Source organism: Mycoplasma haliaeeti, from assembly GCF_048284645.1.
In the GTDB taxonomy this organism is placed as follows: domain Bacteria; phylum Bacillota_I; class Bacilli_A; order Mycoplasmatales; family Metamycoplasmataceae; genus Mycoplasmopsis.
This window is the reverse complement of sequence record NZ_JBLWAB010000004.1, coordinates 1-20,617: the sequence shown is the minus strand read 5'-3', so window position 1 is coordinate 20,617 and position 20,617 is coordinate 1. Positions and strand designations below refer to the sequence as shown.

The window sequence follows — 20,617 nt, the reverse complement described above, 5'->3', positions numbered from 1 at the left end:
ATTTATAGTTAACGTAGGAGGATTAGCATGAGACAAACTACAATAGTAAATACTCAACAAGCTAACAAAAAATGATATGTTGTTGACGCTGAAGGACAAGTACTTGGTCGTTTAGCTGCACAAGTAGCATCAGTATTAAGAGGAAAAAACAAACCAACATTTACACCTAATGCAGATATGGGTGATAACGTAATTATTATCAACGCTGAAAAAGTTGTTTTATCAGGTAATAAAGAAGAAGATAAGATTTACTACTCACACTCAGGATACCCTGGTGGACTTAAATCTATCACAGCTGCTAAATTAAGAGTTAAAAGACCTACAGCTATTATTGAAAAAGCTGTTAGCGGTATGCTTCCACACACAAAGTTAGGAAACAAACAACGTAGAAACTTATTCGTTTACGCTGGACCAGATCACAAACACGCAGCTCAAAATCCAGAAAGATTAGAGGTTAAATAATTATGGCTAATAACAATGTAATGTACCGTGGTTTAGGAAGAAGAAAATCATCAGTTGCTCGTGTAAGACTTACACCAGGAACAGGAAAATTCACAATCAACAACCGTGATGCTAGAGATTACTTAACATCTGATATCTACTTAAAAGATGCCAACCAACCATTTGTTTTAACAGAAACATTTGGAACATTTGATGTTAGTGTAAACGTAACTGGTGGGGGACTTAGCGGACAAGCTGGAGCAATTAGATTAGGAATCGCTCGTGCTTTATTAGAAGCTAACGTAGATTACCGTGCTGCTCTTAAAGCTGCAGGAATGCTTACAAGAGACGCTCGTGCTAAAGAACGTAAAAAACCAGGTTTACGTGCTGCACGTCGTGCAAGACAATTCTCAAAACGTTAATAAACTTAATAATTTTTGTATGCATAATAATATTTTATGGTATAATATGCATACATATTCGCGAGCGTAGCTCAGTTGGTTAGAGCACACGACTGATAATCGTGAGGTCGATGGTTCGAGTCCATTCGTTCGCACCATTTCAAGAAATTGACCAAATTAAATCTCATAATTATTTATGAGATTTTTTTATTTTTTACTCTTAAAATAAAACAACTTTTAAAGCTAACGTGTTAGATCGATTAATATAAAATTTACGAATTTTTTTATATATTTTGTTACTTATTTAACCTTTTTACTTGACTTATATATATATATATATATATATATATATAATTCATCCACTATGGATTGAGAAAATAAAATTTTGAACATTGATAATATCAAGCTTTTTCAAAAGTGAAGAAAAGAAAATAAAGAACCATTTATCGATGCAATAATAACAGACCCACCATATAACATATCAAGAAAAAACAATTTTAAAACAATAGGCAGACAGGGTATTGATTTTGGCACTTGGGATTATGATTTTGATCAAACTAAATGAATAAAGCTTGTATCACCATTTGTTAAAAAAGGTGGATCAATTATTATTTTTAATGACTATAAAAATTTTGGTGATATATGTAAAACTTTAGAAAAAAATGGATTTATAGTTAAAGATTTGATTAGATGAATTAAAACAAATCCTATGCCACGAAATACTCATAGACGTTATGTAACAGATTTTGAACTTGCGATTTGAGCTGTGAAGCCTGGTAAAAAATGAGTTTTTAATAAAAACGAAGACATTAAATATAAAAGACCAGAGATAATTTCTTCAACAGTTGCTTCAGGTAAAAATCGTATACATCCAACACAGAAGCCACTTTCAGTTATTGAAGAATTAATCTTAACCCACACGCGTGAAAATGATTTAGTTTTCGATCCATTTTTAGGTTCTGGCACAACTGCTATTGTTTGCTTAAAACATGACAGACGATATTTAGGAACAGAAATAGATAAAGAATATTATGAAAAGTCAATTAAGAGAATTAATGAATTTAAAAGTTTATAGAAGCCCACTATATTATCTCGGTGATAAATATATTTTATTCAATCAAATTGCTTATTATCTACCTGAAAACATTAAAACATTCTATGATGTTTTTGGTGGTGGTGGAACAATGCTAGCAAATGTTAATGCTGAAAAGTATTTTTATAATGATATAGATATAAAATTAACTAATTTGTTGAAATTTATTTATAGCATTAATCGAACTGTATTAATAAATAAGATCGAAATTGAAATTGAACGATTTAATTTGAAAAAGAATATTAAAAATGATAAAGATAAATTCAAGGAATCCTATTTGAATTTAAGAAGTAAATATAACATGCTTGAGAATAAAAATACAGAAATAGGAAATATTTGACTATTTCTCCTTATTGTCCATAGTTTTAATAGTCAGATAAGATTTAATTCTAAAAATATGTTTAATGTACCGGTTGGAAAACAGACTTTAAATGATAATCGTAAAAAAGCTTTAATTGAATTTAAGCAAAAGATAGATACAAAAAATATCCAATTTAGTTCAAATGATTTTACATATATTTATGAACTGTTAAATAATAATAAATTAGATTCTAATGATTTACTTTATTTTGATCCACCATATACTATTACTCAAGCTACATATAATAGTATTTGAAATGCTGAAAAAGATAAAGAGCTTTTTAAACTCCTGGATATTCTAAATGAACATAAAATTAAGTGAGCAATGAGTAATGTATTTGAATCGAAAGGACTCAGAAATGAAAAACTAATAAATTGAGCCAAAAGATACAACATTTATTTTTTAAATAAAAACTACAAGAATTCTAATTATCAAAGAAAACATAGAAATTTAAAAGATATCGAGGTATTGATTACAAATTATGAAGTTAAACAATTTTAATAAACTTTCTGGTACTGAACTCAGAACAAAAAACATTTTAAATACTTTTTCATCTATTTTAATTTGAATTAAAGAGGTAACAGAAAATCAGGACTACACTTTTTCTGATTTAAAGCTTGAAAAAAGTTTTAAAGAATATTGTGAACGTGAAGGTATTTATAATTATAAGGATCAAACTGGCATTAATAGATTTAGTATGTTTATATCTAAATTGACTGCAATGGGTTTTATAACAAAAAATAATGGTAAATGCCTCTTGAATGTACAATTAATTAATGAAAACGATTTAACCAACTCATTTTTTAAATCAATTTTAAAATATGGCGATCATAGTGAGTTTAATAATATGGTTGAGTTTATATATTGCAAAAATGAAATTAAAGCCTTACCATTATATTTTGCAATGGTTACTTTTGAGCAAAATGATAGCTTTTATGAACTTTATAATACATTTGATGCACTAAATACAAAGGATAACTGTATAAATTACTTAGCTAATAAAAGTACAAAAAACATTTTAAAAGATATAAATAAATATAAAAAATCATTAAATTTTAAAAAGCCACCTAAAGGGATTAATATATTAAAAAATATTTTTTTATACAAACTAAATAATAAACAAATAGACAGCAATTTTTTCGAAAACGTAGATATTAGACAAATAGAAAAATATACTAATCATACTTCTAGAAAAAATAAGACTTTTAGTTATTATGATTTTTATAATAATTTAAGCCTAGAACAATTTATTTTGTTAATTGAAACAAATAGATTATCAGAATTACTAAGCAAAGAGTATTTTGATATTTGATTTAGATGGATGAAAGACTTTGGATTTATAAATGCAAAGACTGATATTTTTGTTGATTCTAGTTTTATTGAAAAGAATGAAGGAGAATATTATCTTGCTGACCAAACGAAGCAGTTGAATGAATACCCTTATAATTTGGAGCAAGTAGATGAATGGCTGAAACAAATTGATAATTTAACTTTAGAAGAATTTAAACAAGTTAAAAATAGAATTTTTAAAGGTAAAAGTCAAATTTTAAATGCAACAAGAGCAACAATAGCTGAATATCTTGTGAACTTAAAGTTTGCTTATCTATTAAATATTGAGCCTAAAAATTTTAAAAAATATTCAAACACAATTGTTAATAATAAATTAGAACCAATTTCTCATGCGCCAGGTGGAAGAGCTGATTTTAGCTATTTTGATCAAAAAGAAAAATATTTAATTAATGTAGAGACAACACTGCACAATTCATATGAAAAGCTGCATAATAATGAAACCACTTCTAATGTAAGCCATATTCTAAAAAATATAGATGAATATGATTGCTCAAAAGCTGTTTTATATAACATAATCCTTTCTGAAATAGATTTAGAAACAAAAGAATTATATGAGCTTGAGCTTCAAAACTACTTTAATTATTGCCAAAAAAGTTATGATTCTGCAGCAAATGTAGATATAACTATTGACTCGGTAAAATCATTTAAATGATTGTATAGTCTAAAGACTATGCAAGAATAAAACAAAAACACAATTTTATGGTATTAAGTGTTTTTGTTTTTTTATTTGCAAAAAAGCTATAAAAAAAGCTTCTTTTCAGAAGCTTCGGTCAATTTCTTGAAATGGTACGCCCTAGAGGATTCGAACCTCTGACCCAATGGTTAAAAGCCATTTGCTCTACCTGCTGAGCTAAGGGCGCAGATATTGGTGCCCAGGACTGGACTTGAACCAGCACGGTATTGCTACCGAGGGATTTTAAGTCCCTTGTGTCTACCATTCCACCACCTGGGCAACATGTCTTTGCTTGTTGCTTAAGTATTATAACACAAGATTTTTTTTTCAAACATTTTTTTTAATTTTTTTTATTCAATATGTTACTATATAGATATGCAAAAAGAAATCCAAGTAAAAATTGAAATTCAAAAGAATTCAAGAATTAAATACGAATACAACAGAAAAACTAAACAAATTGAAGTAGACAGAATACTAAGAGGAGATTTTGTTTACCCATGTAATTATGGTTTTGTTCCTAACGCATTAGACTGAGATGGAGATGAACTTGATGTTTTACTTTACTCGGAAGAAACATTCATGCCAGGAGTATCTTTAAACGCAAGAATTATCGGAGCTATGAAAATGATTGATGATGGCGAAACAGATACTAAATTAATTGCTGTTCACGCAGATGATTATAGACTTGATCACATTCAATCATTAAAAGACCTTCCTTTACCATTCTTAGACACAGTTAAAACATTCTTTTCAACATACAAAAACTGAAAACGTGAAGGTATAACTTCAGTTGATGGATTTGAAGATGTAACATGAGCTATGGCTGAATACGATGAATGTGTTGAACTAATGAATAAATACGGAGACATGGATAAAAAAGACTTTATTAAACTAATGCAAGAAAAACATCCAGAAAAATATCAATTTTAGTCACCTATAAGCCCTATATTTAGGGCTTTTTCTTTAATTTAGATACTTTATTCTTAAAAAAATAATTTTTTAAGCATTTTTATTTTTGTAAATAGAACATAAAAAATGGTGTTTACGCCTTAAAAATAGAGCAAAAAGTTTATTTTTGTTTTATTTTTTAAAATGTGGAACAAAAATAAACTTATTTCCACATTTTGCCTTTAGGGGCTTCTAATTCTATATAATAATAGTGAACAAATTAGTACTAATAAAAAATATGATTTGTTCGAAGAAATTAATTAATTAATTATATATCGGAGAATTATGAAAAAATTTAAATCATTATTAATTACTGTTGCAAGCATGTCTGCAGTTGCACTTCCAGTTGTAGCTTCAGTTTCATGTGGTGGTCCAAAAGTACAAGATGCTCAATGACCTCAAACAAAAGTTACACAAATTTCATTAGATAATAAAGTAACAAAAGAAGTTGTTGAAGCAGCTAATGTGCAAGCATTCCCATCAATCGCAGTTATTACAGACTCTGGATTATGAGATGACAAATCATTCAACCAATCATCAGTTGAAGGTGCCTTAACATTTAGAGATCAAATCAACAAGTTATTTGAACAAAAACAAACTGTTAAAGATAAAGATGGAAAAGATGTTGAAGTTACAACATATCCAGAAGGAAAATCAGTTAAAGTTAATGTTATCCAACCTACAGAAGGACAATATCCAAAAACATATGACACTTTATTAGCTGGTGGTTCAAAAGTTTGAATTCTATCAGGATTCCAACACCAATCACCTTTAAGTGCATACTTAAAATCTAAAAAAGCTCAATTAGAAAAGAATGGAATTATCATCATTGGTATTGACTTTGCTATTGAAGATGCTCAATATGCTAACTTCTATTCATTATCATTTAAAGTTCAAGAATCAGCTTATATCGTTGGTCAAGCTATTGCAGAATACTTAGGAAACAATGCAGATGCAGCTAAAAGAACAACTACTTCATTTGGTGGTGGTGCATTCCCTGGTGTTACAAACTTCATAACAGGATACTTAAAAGGTATTTTAAACTATGATACAGCTAACACAGCAAAAGCAACAAAAATTACAGGTGAAACAGCAACCCCAACAAGTTTACCATTAAACACAGACTTCAAACCAAGTGATAAAATGACAAACACAATTAACACACTATTAGCACAACACCCATCAGTTATTCTTCCAGTTGCTGGATCAGCTACAGGAAAAACTTTAACATCAATTAAAGATCAAAAACTTGATACAAAAGTTATTGGTGTAGACGTAGATCAAACACTTTCATACCCAGCACTTAAAGGATACTTAATGACATCAATCACAAAGAATGTTGGTCAAGCTATTTACGATACTTTACTATACTCAATCTTTGGAATTGACAACAAAGGTGTATTCACATCATTTAATAAAAATGCTGCTAAAAATGTAAATGGATCATATAAACAAGGATGAGTTGGTTACTCTAAATCATCATTAACAGATACTGCTGAAGCAGCAAAAGTTAATGCATTATTAGACAAATATGGTCAAGCATTTAGCAAATTATCAGATGCTGACATTAATTATGTTGATGGTGGCGAAGTAGTAAAAGGTGACAACCAAAACTTACAAACAGGTGCTTTAATTAATGCTTTAATTGCAAAAATTAATGGAACAAAATAAGTAATTTTATACTAAAATAATGTAAAATTAAGTAATAGTAGCGATACTATTACTTTTTATTACAGTAAAGGACTAGAATATGGAAAAAAATAACGCAATTGAGTTTATAAATATTTCCAAATCTTTCGGTTCTATTAAAGCTAATAGAGATATTAGCTTTGAAGTTCAAAAAGGTACTATCCATGCATTAATCGGAGAAAATGGTGCTGGTAAAAGTACATTAATGTCAATTCTTTTTGGACTTTATGAGCCTGATGAAGGAATTATTAAAGTCAATAACAATGAAGTGTTAATTAAAGGTCCAAATGATGCCAATAGACTTGGTATCGGAATGGTTCACCAACATTTTAAGCTTGTTGATGTATATACCAACCTTGAAAACATTGTTTTAGGTGATGAAGACATAAACAATGTAACACGTGTTATAAACTATAAACCTGCTATTAAAAAAATACAAACCATTCAAGAAATGTTTAATCTTCAGTTTGATTTAAACAGAATGACTGGTAAAGAAACTGTTGCGACCCAACAAAAAGTTGAAATCATGAAAATGTTATACCGTGATTCACAAATTTTGATTTTTGATGAGCCAACAGCAGTTTTAACAGACCAAGAAATCCAAGGTCTATTAGAAACATTTAAACTATTCAGAGAACAAGGTAAGACAATTTTATTCATTTCTCACAAATTAGCGGAAATTAAAGAAGTTGCAGATAATGCTACTGTCTTAAGACATGGTCAAGTTACCGGTAACTTTAAAGTTGCTGATGTTTCAATTTCAGAAATGGCTAACCGTATGGTTGGTGATGAAGTTGAAATTGCTAGAAATGAATATTCTGACACTTCAAACAATGAAGTTATCTTTAGTTTAAAAAATGTTTCAACAGATGGAGAAAAGCCTTTGCGCAATGTTTCTCTTGATGTACGCAGTGGTGAAATTGTTGCTATTGCCGGGGTTGAAGGTAATGGACAACATGATTTAGAACACGTTGCAAGTGGTATGATTAAACCTATTGCAGGTGAAGTGCTTCTCAAAAAAACTGACCTTATTAAGGAAAAATTTGAGAAAGTTCAAAAAGCTAAGAAAAAGAGAAATATTATCTTATCATTAGCAACAATACTATTTATATATATCGCATTAGTACTATTCTTTGTACCAAGTGTTGATTTATCTTCTAAGGTTATTTATCAAATCTTAGGTGGATTCTTTATACTATTTGGGGTTATAACATTAGGAATAGTATTTACTAACCTATATGGAGCAAAAATAAGAACTTTAAATCTCAATGTCATTGGACATTTTGAGCAAGATATAACTAAAAAACAAAAAAACATATTAAAATATACATTCCTAAGTGGGATTGCGTCTGCAGCATTATCATTTATGTTCAGTTTCTCATTCATTAATGCAGATATGACTGGCATTTCAATTATGATCTTCTTTGCTGCATTATCAATTGTCTTATTTATGACTAATATGGTTTATGTTTTTGCAAACAAGACCTTATCACATAAATTTGCCACAAAGAAAAACATGTCAGCAATTTTCTCACAAGAAGTTGTAGCTATTTTAACATTAGTTGGAACAATTGTGGTTGGTAGCTATGCTATTACTAAAAACATGTTATCAATTATGCAAGTAACTGGTATATTAGCAGTTGTTCTTTCAGCTATTGCTTTAATTCTTGTTTTTTCTATCACATTAACATACTTTACAATCACTGAAACAGTAGAAAAAGATAGCGAAGATAGTGATTACATTAGAATTAGTGATTTATCAGTTAAACAAATTTCTGAAATTGGATTTAGCTTTATCCCTAGTGACAGACATAAACACGGATTAGCTCTTGATTATTCAATTAAAGACAATACAATATTACGTCGTCTATGAGATAAAACATATCAAAAATTAGGCATTATCAATAAGAAGAATGTTAAAAAAGAAACAGATGAAATTATTGAAAAATACGACGTACGTGGTGCAAGAAAAGGATATTCAATTTCTCGTTCACTTTCTGGTGGTAACCAACAAAAATTCATTGTTGGACGTGAAATGAACTCACCACACGACTTTATCTTAATTCTTCAACCTACACGTGGTTTAGACGTTGGGGCTATTAAAAATATTCATGAAAGAATTCTTGAAGAAAAGAAAAATGGTAAAGCCATCTTATTAATTTCTTACGAACTTGATGAAGTTTTAGCATTAGCAGATAAAATTGCTGTTATTAACACAGGAGAAATTCTTGCAGTTAAAGAAGCTAAAAACTTAACTAGAACCGAAATTGGTATTTACATGGCACACAAAAAATCAGATGATGAAAAAGGAGGTAAATAATTATGGAACAAACTGTTAAAAAGCAAAATAGATTTGTAAAGAAAACAGTTCAAATGTTTGATGCAACTAAACGCTTTGTTATGTTCGATGACAAACGTTCATCAAGAAGAAAATTATATTCTTCATTATGAGCAGTTTTCTTCGGATTATTAGCTGCTTCTATTATTTACTGACTTTACTGTGCTGCACGTGGAGCAGATGATGTAAATATCTTTACATTTATTACTAATGTTTTTGACTTTGGTAATAGATTACCATTCTATACAGTAACATTCTTTGTATTCTTTGCATTGACTGGATTTGCTGTATCAATCGGATTTAAATCCGGACTATTCAATATTGGTATAGCTGGTCAAATGACACTCCCTGCTATTATATTCTTCGCAGTTTTAATAATAGCTAGAGTTCCACTTGATCAACTAGATCCTTCATACTTAATTGGTATGATCTTTATATTCATTTTAATAGGTGGATTAACAGGTGCTTTATCAGGAGTTTTAAAAGCTTTCTTCAATGTGCACGAAGTTATTTCTACAATCTTTATTAACTGAATAGTAACATTTATTGGTGTATATCTTTTCACAAGAGCTAACAATGCTTTCAATCTTGCACCAGATGAAATGAATAAATACTTATCAGAATTAAAAGGAACTCAAATTATTTCTTTAACTGATGTTGTAGCTTGAGAAGATTTAAAATGACAATTTGTATACTTTGGAATAGCTGTGGTTGCAGTTGTAACAATTGGTATGTGATTCATTTATTCTAAAACAACATTAGGTTACAAAATTAAAATGGTTGGTTTAAATAAATCAAATGCTAAATATGTTGGAATTAACGAAAAATTAGTAACAATAGGAATCATGGGTGCTTCAGGTGCTTTTGCTGGGCTAGCTGGATTCTATTACATCATTATTTTAAACGGACAATTCCTTGGTGATAGTGCGCCATATGCTATTGGTTTTGAATCAATTGCAATTGCTCTTATTGCTTTAAATAACCCATATGGTGTTCTTGCTTCTTCTGTGCTTTATGCTTATTTAAATGCATCTCAAGAATCATTCCAAATTATTTTAGGACACCCAGGTCAACAAATTCAAAAAGACTTCTTCCCTATAATTACAGGATTTATTGTTTTCATGGCTGCACTTTCAGTTATGTTCTATAAATTTAAAGTTATTGACTTTATTAAGAAGTATACAGTTCTATTTAGCCACAAAGAATATTGAGCAAATTACAAAGTATTCCACAATTTAGGAACTCATAGTCATAAAGCTAAGTCATGAACAAAAGCTAAAGCATTATTTGCTGCTGAATGAAGTGAACAACATGCAGATGTTGAAAATTATGCTAAAAATGCTCAATACAAGAAAGATCTAGCTGCTTTCAGTATTCAATGATCTAAAGAATATGAAGCTGCTAAGAAAATTAATCACAAAGAAATTAGACAGTTAAAAACAAATACAAAACAAAGACTACAAGCTTTATCAAAAACAAATGATTTAGACTTCTATATCAAACAAAACGAAATCTTGTCTGATTACCAAGCTAAATACATTGAGCTTTATAAACAATTCAATAATTTATCTAAACGTAAAGAATTAAAGATGATTAAAGCTAATAATAAAGCAAGATTAGCTGAATTTAAAATCTTGAAAAGACAATATGATAATGAAGTTGCTAAATTAATTGTTGATAATAAAAACTCTGATACAGCAACATTGATGAAGATGTATGATGAAATATCAGTCTTAAAATTCAAATTAGGTGAAAGAAGAGAACAATTAGGATTGAACCAATATTATGAAACTGTAAATAAATACAAGGCACAGTCACGTTCAAGAAAAATTGTTTACAATGGAATTAAAAACAAAATTTTTGATGACTTCCATGAAAAATACTTCAAAAAACCTTATGAAAATCTTGTTACAAAATATGTGCCAGTACTAGACGAGGAAGGAGAAAACATCTAATGGAACAAATTATTGCTTATGCTGTATTCTACTTCTGTATATTAATTCTAGGTACAATTTCTGGTATTTTCTCAGAAAGAGCCGGAATCGTTAACATTGCTATCAATGGGTTTATGATCTTTGGTGCAATCATGTATGTATTATTTGGAGTACTTCTTACTGATGTTATTTTCCAAAAAGAATTAGGTGGATGAGTTCAAATCCCACTTACTATTATTGCTGTTGCTATGTCCGCACTATTTTCATTGCTATTCGGATTAGCAACTATTAGATTAAAGGCAGACCAAACAATCTCTGGTTTTGCTATTAACATTTTAGCTGGTGGTATTACAGCCTTATTAGTATTATTACTAATTGGAATTCAAAATGCTGGTTCATCAGTTACATGAAAAATTCAATCACTATCTATGTCAGAGGCTCAAAATAAATACTTAGACATAGTATCATTCAAAACATTTATTACTATCATCGTGGTTGCTATTGCATGATTCGCAATGAGAAAAACACGTTGAGGTTTAAGATTTAGATCAATTGGTGAAAACCCACAAGCTGCAGACGTTGCTGGTATTAATGTTAATAAGATTAAATGACAAGCTGTTATGTTAGCTGGTTCTATTGCTGGACTTGCTGGTTCATTATATGCACAAGCTAGAGCACAAGACTTCTCAATTACAAAAGAAGTTGATGGTCTAGGGTTCTTAGCACTTGCTATTATGATTACATCTAGATGAAAGATTTCACTTTCAATTCCAATGTCAGCAGCCTTTGCCTTCTTATTATCATTCTCAGTATATGGATCAGGTGTTCTACAAAGCAGTCAAAAATATCTTGACTTATTCAGAATTCTTCCATACGTTGTTACACTTGCAATTATGGTGTTTACTTCAAAGAATACTGTGGGACCTGCTGCTGCTGGTATACCATATGACAAATCAAAAAGATAATCGCTTCGGCGATTTTTCTTTGCCTCAAACTAATAAAGATATCTGGAACAACTAAAAGGTACAAATATTATGGTCATTGACATGGATATTAAATACATTAATGCTTTAATTAATAACTATGTGGATTATAGAAATAGCAAAAGATCAATAAAGGCTTTAAACTATTTAAGCCCAAATGGATAAATTAATTTTTAAAACGAAAGGAATTGTCCTGAATATCTATTTTAGTTTGCCTTTGAGACTGATAAATGTAGTACAATTAAAATATGTTTAAACACTTAAAAAAATTATTATTTATAACACCAATTATTACTACAATTTCATTACCAATGGTTTCATTAGCATGCACCCCTCAACAGCAATATATTGATGCTGTCGATAGTTGAAATAAGCTTAGTGATCAATTTGAAACAAAAGTACAAAAAGGAGAAAAACAATACTATTATTTATCAATAGCGATGAAAAATGCAGCTTCATTTTATAATAAAGGAAATGAGCTTGCATTCCAAGCTGGAGGACACTTTTCAGCTAATCAATATTTCCAATTAGTAGCGCAAATTGAAGCAAAAAAGAAGTATGTTGAGTTAATGGCGCAAGCCTTAGCAAAAGATCCTAAGATGTACAATGCACAAACTTTAGATATCATTTCACTTTATAAGCTAATTTATACTAATAATTCAAGTGATTCTTCACTAGGTTCAATGGATTCTCTAGGAAAAAAGATTTTTGATATCTGAGAGTCAGGTAATGACTCACCTGGATTAGTTAGCGATATAGTTCAAGCAAGTAAGACTTATAAGAGTAATCTTGAAACTATAAGTAACATATGAGATAGTATTTCTGCTTACTTGTATGTAAAAGAAAATGCTGAAATACAAAGTCAAATTAAGACTTTTAAACAGCTAATTAGCTCCCCAATGCAAGCCAGTGAAGCTAAGTGGGATAAAATTGATCTGGCTAGTGATTTACTAAATAATGTATCTGATAGTTATCACTTAGCAATAGCAAGTTTAAATAATTTATTTAATAATTCTGATTTTATAAACTCACTAAATTCAGAACAAAAAGAACAAGTTAAGCTTTATCAAGATAACATTGCTAAGATGGAAAATAATGCTAGACTTGCCTACTTACAAGCTACATTAGTAAGTAATTTAAACCAAATCTTTAAAGATATTTATTTAAAGATTTTATATACCTTTTATCAAACTGATAAATTTGATGCGATTTTATCTACTAGCACTTATAATAAAATAATTACAACACTAGTTAAAAGTTATGAAGCTTATCTAACACTATCTATAACCTTGAATAACAATCAAGTTGATAGTGAGACTATTAAAAAAGTGGATGAATTTAAAGTAATAACATCTCAAGAATATAGTGAAATAAATGATAAAATTAAAGAGTATTTAACTAATAATATTTCAAAGAATTAACATAAAATAGAAAGGAAATAATATGATTATAGGAAATTCAAAAGTTGCGATTGACGCAATTGAAAAATACGATAACATTGTTATTTTTCACCACATTAGACCTGATGGTGACTGTTTAGGGTCACAAGCTGGTCTAGCAGAATTAATTAGAACAAATTACCCTAATAAAAAGGTATTTACACCAGGAAACAACTTACACTTATTTGACTTCATGGGATATCACTTTGATAAAATTGAAGACATTGACTTTACTAACTCATTAGCTATTGTAGTAGATGCTTCTAGTGGAGATAGAATTGAATGTGCTGAGTTATTATATGAAAACAGAACCACAGCTAAATTAAGAATCGATCACCACCCTAATGGAGCTGATATTGATTATGACTACAACTGGATTGATGAACACTATGTAGCTGCAGCAGAAATGATTGCTCAAATTGCTTACGATGGAAACTACACAGTAACTCAAAAAGCTGCATCACACATTTATTTAGGAATCAATACTGATTCTGGAAGATTCTTATATCCAGATACATCAGCTAGAACACATCGTTTAGTAGCTTTCTTAATGGATACTGGATTCCATCCAGCAGATATCTTAAGAGAACTTTCAAAACGTACCTTTAAATCAATTAAATTTGTCGGAAAGATTCTTTCTGAATTTAAAAAAGAAGGTAGAGTTCTCTACTACGAAATTGATGCTGATACATTAAAGAAATATGACATGGATTCTTTTGAAGCAGCTCAATATGTAAATGAACTTGCTAACATCGAAGATAACTCATGTTGAGCATTATTTATCCAACTTGAAGATGGTAAAGTACGTGGACGTTTAAGATCAAATGGACCACTTGTAAATAAAGTTGCAAACCAATTTGGCGGTGGAGGGCATGATAATGCTGCAGGTATTACAATTGATTCATGAAATCAAGTCCCTGAAGTATTAGCTGCATTAAACCAAGCTATCGTGGAATGAGAGGCTAAATAATGGTTATTGGTAGTTTAGAATTAGTTACTAAAGAACTATACAAGTATGACTCTATTGTTATTTTTCACCACATTAGACCTGATGGTGACTGTTTAGGGTCACAATTTGGACTTAAAGAATTACTTGAAACAAACTTCCCTAACAAGAAAGTTTATGCTATTGGAGATGCTAAAGGTTCATTCCCATTTATGAATCTTGTTATGGACCCAATTCCTAGTGATGAAATTTTAGCTAACTCACTTGGAGTTGTGGTAGATGGGGGAGATAAAGAAAGACTTGAATGTAGAGAAGTTTTAGATAAAAACATCTTTAAACAAGTGATAAGAATTGATCACCACCCTAATAGTGATGATTTAGGAGATGATACTATTAGATGAGTTGATTCTTCTTATATTGCTGCTGATGAAATGATTACAGATATTGCTGTAACAAACCAATGAAAAATTACTCAAAGAGCAGCTAACTTATTATATTTAGGAATCAATACTGATTCAGGAAGATTCTTATTTGACAAAACTTCAGCTAGAACTTTAAAACTAGCTGCTAAACTTTATGAAGCAGGATTAGAAGCTGACTTTATTCACAGAAACCTAGCTACTGTTACTTTAGATGACTTAAAATTCAATGCTTGATTAATGTCAAGCCTTAAAACTAGAGATGGTGTAGCCTACATTCAAAATGATTTAGCTTCTACTTTAGCAATGGGTAAAACTCCACAACAATCAGTTAGAGTTAATGCAATTGCTAATATTGAAGGATATCCATTCTGAGTTCAATTTACTGAAGAAGAAAATGGTAAAGTACGTGTAGAATTTAGATCAAATGGTCCAATTGTTCGTAATGTAGCTGTTAAATGAGGTGGCGGAGGTCACGAAAGAGCTTCAGGAGCTGTTATTGACTCTTTAGATTTAGTGGAAGCTGTTATTGATGACTGTATTGCTGAAGTAAAACGTTACCAAGCTGAAAATAAGTAAGAATTTATTTCATTAACACTGGCATAAGCTGGTGTTTTTTGTATTTTTAAAAAAAGCCATTATTAAGATAAATGAAAATATATCCAATAAGTCCTCCTTACATTATTCATTTTTTCAAATTTTCATATTTGCCTATTTTCTAGGCTTATTTGCACATTTTGCTTCAATTTGCTTCTGTTTTTTTTTTTTTTTTGTTAATCTAATAGTAAAGGAGTGTCTAAAAAATAATAATTTTTTATATCGAATAAAAAAATGATTTGCAAAAAACAACAATATGTTTAGACAATAAAAAAATCTATGGAAAATAGTGAATTTCTTATTAAACAAACGTATGTAAAGAATATTTTTAATGATAATAAATCATATATAGTTCCTTCATACCAAAGAGCCTATGTTTGAGGAAAGGATGAAATCACTGAATTACTAGATGATTTAGAAGACTTTTTCATTCAATCATACAAAGGCCCAGAACAACCAATCAATGATTATTATTTTATTGGTTCGATTCTCTTGTGCTCTATCGGAACCAAATCATCCAAATATTACATATTAGATGGGCAACAAAGACTAACTACAATATTAATTATTTGATTATGCCTTATTGACTTAATTGTCAAGACAGGACTAGATAAAGATGAACAATACAATTTCGATGAAGCATTAGACGAAAATAAGTTAGCTTATATTAATGAAAAAATGGGAGCTATGAAATCAAATGCAAGAAAACGTTGTCGCATTACATTTGAAACTAGAATTGAAGTTAATGATGTTCTTTTAGAATTAATTCATCATGCACAAAAAGGCCAAATTGAAGAATTTTTAAGTGATGGTGATATTAAGAATCTTGTTAAAACAGAGCCTACTGTGAAGTCTATATATCACGGAGTCAAATATATACAGGCATATATTAAAGAAAACAAAGAAAACTATAAAGATAACAGTATATATAATGATCCTGTTAAGTTATATGAATTTATGTTTACATTAATATGAGAAAAAATTTCTTTTGCAGAGATAGATGCTAATTCTTTAAATGACGCATATAAACTATTTACAGTAATTAATAATCGTGGGGTTAAATTATCTAACTCAGATATTATAAAAACAATTAACTTACAAGCAATTTCTTCTGATGGAGATGATGAAAAAGTTAAATTGTATGCAAAAAAATGGGAAGAAATAGAAAAATATTTCTCAAGACCAGAATGTAAAGCTACTAAGCTAAATTTAGATTTATTCCTAGAATTGATTAAAACCATTTATGTTAAAGAGTCAGGTCAAAAATCACTATATGCTTGATATGAAGAAGATATTTTCAAAATCAAAAACAGAGACAAAAGCAAACCTTTAGTTAATGCCGGAAAAGAATTTATTGATAAAATGGTCAAATTCTTTAATATTTACAAGACATATATCGACTTACAAAATAACCAATCTCAAGGAAAAGACGTTGAATACCAAAATACAATAAAAATAATGAATAAATATATTAATGACAATATTTGAAAATCTGCTGTTCTAATGTTTGTTGATAAATTTGAAGACGAAATAAATGAATCTAAAGAAGATTTAAAGACAGAATTTATTAAACGCTTAGAAAACTACTATACCTTCTTTTGAATCACATTGCAAACTCGGACACAAGCATTTACTCAATTGGCTAAAATATTGAAATTAATAGAAAGATCTAATTCAGCTAAAGAAGTTTTAGAAAGTGAACTTTGATATAAAGAGTACAGCTCAAAAGAATTAAAAGAATCCCTACAAGGAAATATCTATAAACTTAAGTATCGTTCATATATTTTGTTTAGATATGAAAAAATTCTTTGTGGTAATAAGTCAATAACCGAATCTGGTGATAAGGTTACAATTGAACACATTCTCCCTCAAAAAATGGAAGGGGAATGAAAGGAATATTTTTCATCTGTAGAGCATGAAGAATATCTTCACAAAATTGGAAACTTAACTATTTTAGACCTTAAAGATAACTCTAAACTATCAAATAATAATATTGAAGAAAAAATCAGCTTTATAGAAAAAGAATATAAAGATTTCCTAATAACTAAACAATTTATTTCATACATAAAGCAAAATAGTGAAAGAACAACTCTGCCAAATGGTGGTGTTGAGGAAAAACTTTTATGAACTCCACAACTTATCACTGATCGTGGTGAAAAAATGATTAATGAATTGTTAAAGGATTACGAAAAATTTAACAAAACGAATGGAGAATTTTAAAATGGAGATTGAAAACGTTATAGACGATTATAAAACAACTTATCAGCCCAAAATTAATGATGAAGTAGAAAAATATTTTGACTACTTAACTGAGAAATCCCAAATAAATCTTGATGAAAGTAAGGAAATATCAGATAGATTTAAAAAAGAAAGTCAGGAGTTTAATGTAGCATCAAAAAAGCAAAGAATAAGTAATGGATGAAAAAAGACAGCTATTATTCAATTGGTATATAGCTTATTAATATCTGGATTTTTAGTGTATGCACTTATGGTGGCTAGAAATGGTGGGGGTGCCTTTCTGGATAGTGAAATCTTTCCTATATTTATTGCAATAACATTAACGCTAGGAATTGTATCTCTAATAATTGCTGCGGGTGCTTGAGGCCAAAAGTTAGGCGAAAAGATGCGGGAAAAACAAGGAAAGCCCAGATTATCGAAAAAAGAAATTAGTATGATAACTTGTTTAAACTTAACAGTTAACTCAATTTTAGCATTTGTAACTTTTTTTAGTGTAGGCTTTAGCTTATTCTATGGTGTCATTGGTGGCCTAAAAACTGCAAAAATTCTTATAATTGTATTTTTAACATTATGATTAATTTTCATGGTTGCTGATATTGTAATGTGAATATACTTTTCAAAAGTTTCCAAAACAATTCAAGCTCAAGTGGATGAAATAGGAGCAAGATTATTTGCTACAAATGAATTATTGAAAAATAATGTAAAGCCACTAAAAAATCTAAGTACATTAGATGGAATTGAAAAAGAGATTGCTGATAAAATTTTCCCATTTATCAATTTGAATGTAAAGACAAGTCAAAGCGCAATGGAAGTTGCTAGCCTATGAGAAGTGGCTGCATCTTTAATTCCGAATAAAAGAAATAAATCTGTAAGATATGTAAAATCAGGTGTTTTAAATGGTTTCCCATTCTTATATTTATCTACAAAGAATATGAAATATGAAAATGTAACTTATAGAGGAACAATGCAAGTTACATATCTCAAAACACGTAAAGTAACTAGAAATGGAAGTTCTACAGTAGAATCATATAAATATACTGAAACATTAGTAGCGTATCATACAGCTCCAGCACCTAAATATTATGTTGAAGATGCCTTATACTACTACAATGATGCTGCTCCATCATTAAGCTTTACAAGAACACCTAATCATGCAGATGAATTTAATAAGAGTCAACTTAATAAATTCATTAAAAAACAAAGCAAACTATTTGAAAATGAATACAAAAAGGCAATTAATAAAAATACAAGCTTCCAACCAATTTTAGGGAACTTAACATTTGAGTCTTTATTTAACTGTTTAGATAGAGATAATGAAGCTGCATATCGTTTATTATTTACTCCACTAGCTCAAAAGCAATATGAAAAATTATTATTAACACGTGAATTTTCAGATGGAGATAACTTTATTTTAAATAAACAAGGAAACTTCCATAAATTAATTAAACCTCAATTGTCACACATAGAAGCAAAAGTTCCATTTGATCAATACATCGAGTCTTTTGATAATTGAGGTCTTGGATATAACGAACTAAAAGAAGGGTTCATTCAAGCTTATAGACAAGGTATGGAAAGTCTTTATAAAGCACTAGTTCCTTTTATGGCTATTCCATTATATTTAGATCGTCAAAATAATCATGAATTAGTTAATAACTATACAGAAAATATTGCAGTAGAGCAATTAGAAGCTGATATTAACTCTATCAAGTCAGATTTTTATAGAGATGGCCTAAGACATGAAGATTCAACTGGTGAACAAATTTATTGTGTTTCAAATAAAACTCAAAATGGAAACCAAGTTAACTACTCTATTACAGCATATGGACACCAAGAAATACCAAGAGTTGAGTATGTTACTGTAAAAGCGGGAAATGGTCAAAAATATCAAGTTCCTGTTGAATGAATTGAATACATCGAAGTTGAAAAAACAACAGATGAAAGTGAATTAATAAAAGAAGATACAGAAATTAGTAATTTCTTAAATAAAGGAGAATAAAATGGCTAACGAATTAGATGAATTAACAGGTCCAGTAAATGAAGAAGGACGTGACGTTAATGTTATTAATAAACAACTACCAGTTAAGGTAGGAGTGGGATCTACAATATTTCAAGTATTTCTATGATTCCCATTAATTATCCCGGGACTAGTGTTCTTATTTATGAAAATAAGTGCTGCTAACTATTTAAAGAGAATCCAACAAAAGATTCAACACAATGCATCTCAAGTTGATAACTTTATAGAACAAAGAGTAATTATTCTTGAAAATGCTGTAGGTATTGTAAATAAATCTATTAATCTAGATAAAGACGTAATGACAAAAGTTGCTGAACTACGTTCAGGAGCTGAAGAACACAGTGAAGCAGAAAGAAGTGCTATAAACCAAAACGTAGATAGAATGTTTAGAGATATTCGTGTTCAAGTTGAACAATATCCTGAATTAAAGGCTCAAGATACCTTAATGCAAGTGCTACAACAAAACAACTATCTACAAAAAGAAATTACAGCAGCTAGAGAAATATACAATGATTCAGTATTATTATGAAACAGTGAAATATTTAGATGACCTACAAAAATGATTGTTGCTGCTAAAGCTGGATACACAACTAGAATTCCATTCACAACTTCAAGTGAAATGAAAGCAAAAGCTAGAGGAAATTTCTTTAATTAAAATATTAGCCCGTAAGTACCCTAGTGGTACTTTTTTTGCAATACGAATCAATAAAGATATTTGGGACAACTAAATGGTACAAATATCATGGGACAATG

16 protein-coding genes and 3 tRNA genes are annotated in these 20,617 nt (G+C 29.4%); 17 read left to right on the top strand and 2 right to left on the bottom strand.

From position 1 onward, the window contains the following. Nucleotides 1–27: 27 nt before the first annotated feature. The 6 genes from rplM (at nt 28) to ACNQ2T_RS01565 (ending at nt 4,328) form a co-directional block, all read left to right on the top strand. The gene (rplM, locus tag ACNQ2T_RS01590) at nt 28–462 is read left to right on the top strand and encodes a 50S ribosomal protein L13 (RefSeq protein ID WP_416738470.1); all 435 of its coding nucleotides are present in this window, start codon (nt 28–30) and stop codon (nt 460–462) included. Between the two features lie 2 nt (nt 463–464). Then, nucleotides 465–863 (top strand): 30S ribosomal protein S9, encoded by a 399-nt coding sequence (gene rpsI / locus ACNQ2T_RS01585; protein WP_416738469.1) that lies wholly within the window; start codon nt 465–467, stop codon nt 861–863. Nucleotides 864–923: 60 nt separating this feature from the next. Continuing rightward, nucleotides 924–1,000: transfer RNA gene (locus ACNQ2T_RS01580), tRNA-Ile, on the top strand. A 206-nt stretch (nt 1,001–1,206) separates the two neighbouring features. Next, nucleotides 1,207–1,917, top strand: a complete 711-nt coding sequence (locus ACNQ2T_RS01575) for a DNA-methyltransferase (RefSeq protein ID WP_418035817.1) — start codon at nt 1,207–1,209, stop codon at nt 1,915–1,917. Then, nucleotides 1,898–2,797: a Dam family site-specific DNA-(adenine-N6)-methyltransferase gene (locus ACNQ2T_RS01570; protein ID WP_418035816.1), complete on the top strand. Its 900-nt coding sequence runs from the start codon at nt 1,898–1,900 to the stop codon at nt 2,795–2,797. Before ACNQ2T_RS01575 ends, ACNQ2T_RS01570 begins: the two co-directional genes overlap by 20 nt. Then, nucleotides 2,778–4,328 (top strand): hypothetical protein, encoded by a 1,551-nt coding sequence (locus ACNQ2T_RS01565; protein WP_418035815.1) that lies wholly within the window; start codon nt 2,778–2,780, stop codon nt 4,326–4,328. The genes ACNQ2T_RS01570 and ACNQ2T_RS01565 overlap by 20 nt, the downstream gene beginning before the upstream one ends. Nucleotides 4,329–4,430: 102 nt before the next feature. Here ACNQ2T_RS01565 and ACNQ2T_RS01560 read toward each other — a convergent pair. Further along, nucleotides 4,431–4,506: transfer RNA gene (locus ACNQ2T_RS01560), tRNA-Lys, on the bottom strand. 6 nt (nt 4,507–4,512) lie between these two features. Continuing rightward, nucleotides 4,513–4,598 (bottom strand) — tRNA-Leu (locus ACNQ2T_RS01555). 96 nt (nt 4,599–4,694) lie between these two features. Here ACNQ2T_RS01555 and ACNQ2T_RS01550 point away from each other — a divergent pair. The 11 genes from ACNQ2T_RS01550 (at nt 4,695) to ACNQ2T_RS01500 (ending at nt 20,519) form a co-directional block, all read left to right on the top strand. Next, the gene (locus ACNQ2T_RS01550) at nt 4,695–5,249 is read left to right on the top strand and encodes an inorganic diphosphatase (protein WP_416741641.1); all 555 of its coding nucleotides are present in this window, start codon (nt 4,695–4,697) and stop codon (nt 5,247–5,249) included. A gap of 303 nt (nt 5,250–5,552) precedes the next feature. Beyond that, entirely contained in the window at nt 5,553–6,938 is a 1,386-nt protein-coding gene (locus tag ACNQ2T_RS01545) for a BMP family ABC transporter substrate-binding protein (RefSeq protein ID WP_418035814.1), read from the top strand. A 79-nt stretch (nt 6,939–7,017) separates the two neighbouring features. Further along, nucleotides 7,018–9,276, top strand: coding sequence for an ATP-binding cassette domain-containing protein (locus ACNQ2T_RS01540; protein WP_418035813.1), 2,259 nt, complete (start codon nt 7,018–7,020; stop codon nt 9,274–9,276). 2 nt (nt 9,277–9,278) lie between these two features. Further along, nucleotides 9,279–11,249, top strand: coding sequence for an ABC transporter permease subunit (locus ACNQ2T_RS01535; protein ID WP_418019900.1), 1,971 nt, complete (start codon nt 9,279–9,281; stop codon nt 11,247–11,249). Continuing rightward, entirely contained in the window at nt 11,249–12,193 is a 945-nt protein-coding gene (locus tag ACNQ2T_RS01530) for an ABC transporter permease (RefSeq protein WP_416755322.1), read from the top strand. Before ACNQ2T_RS01535 ends, ACNQ2T_RS01530 begins: the two co-directional genes overlap by 1 nt. Before the next feature lie 266 nt (nt 12,194–12,459). Continuing rightward, complete coding sequence (locus ACNQ2T_RS01525) at nt 12,460–13,632, top strand: hypothetical protein (RefSeq protein WP_418035812.1); 1,173 nt, start codon at nt 12,460–12,462, stop codon at nt 13,630–13,632. A gap of 22 nt (nt 13,633–13,654) precedes the next feature. Next, nucleotides 13,655–14,620 carry a bifunctional oligoribonuclease/PAP phosphatase NrnA gene (gene nrnA / locus ACNQ2T_RS01520; protein WP_416741634.1) on the top strand — a complete coding sequence of 322 codons (966 nt, stop codon included), beginning with the start codon at nt 13,655–13,657 and terminating at the stop codon, nt 14,618–14,620. Next, complete coding sequence (gene nrnA / locus ACNQ2T_RS01515) at nt 14,620–15,594, top strand: bifunctional oligoribonuclease/PAP phosphatase NrnA (protein WP_418018856.1); 975 nt, start codon at nt 14,620–14,622, stop codon at nt 15,592–15,594. The genes nrnA (ACNQ2T_RS01520) and nrnA (ACNQ2T_RS01515) overlap by 1 nt, the downstream gene beginning before the upstream one ends. A gap of 297 nt (nt 15,595–15,891) precedes the next feature. After that, nucleotides 15,892–17,832: a DUF262 domain-containing protein gene (locus ACNQ2T_RS01510; RefSeq protein ID WP_418035811.1), complete on the top strand. Its 1,941-nt coding sequence runs from the start codon at nt 15,892–15,894 to the stop codon at nt 17,830–17,832. Nucleotide 17,833: 1 nt separating this feature from the next. Continuing rightward, nucleotides 17,834–19,846, top strand: coding sequence for a tripartite tricarboxylate transporter TctB family protein (locus ACNQ2T_RS01505; RefSeq protein WP_418018060.1), 2,013 nt, complete (start codon nt 17,834–17,836; stop codon nt 19,844–19,846). 1 nt (nt 19,847) lies between these two features. Then, nucleotides 19,848–20,519, top strand: a complete 672-nt coding sequence (locus tag ACNQ2T_RS01500) for a LemA family protein (protein WP_416755316.1) — start codon at nt 19,848–19,850, stop codon at nt 20,517–20,519. The last annotated feature ends 98 nt before the right edge of the window (nt 20,520–20,617 follow it).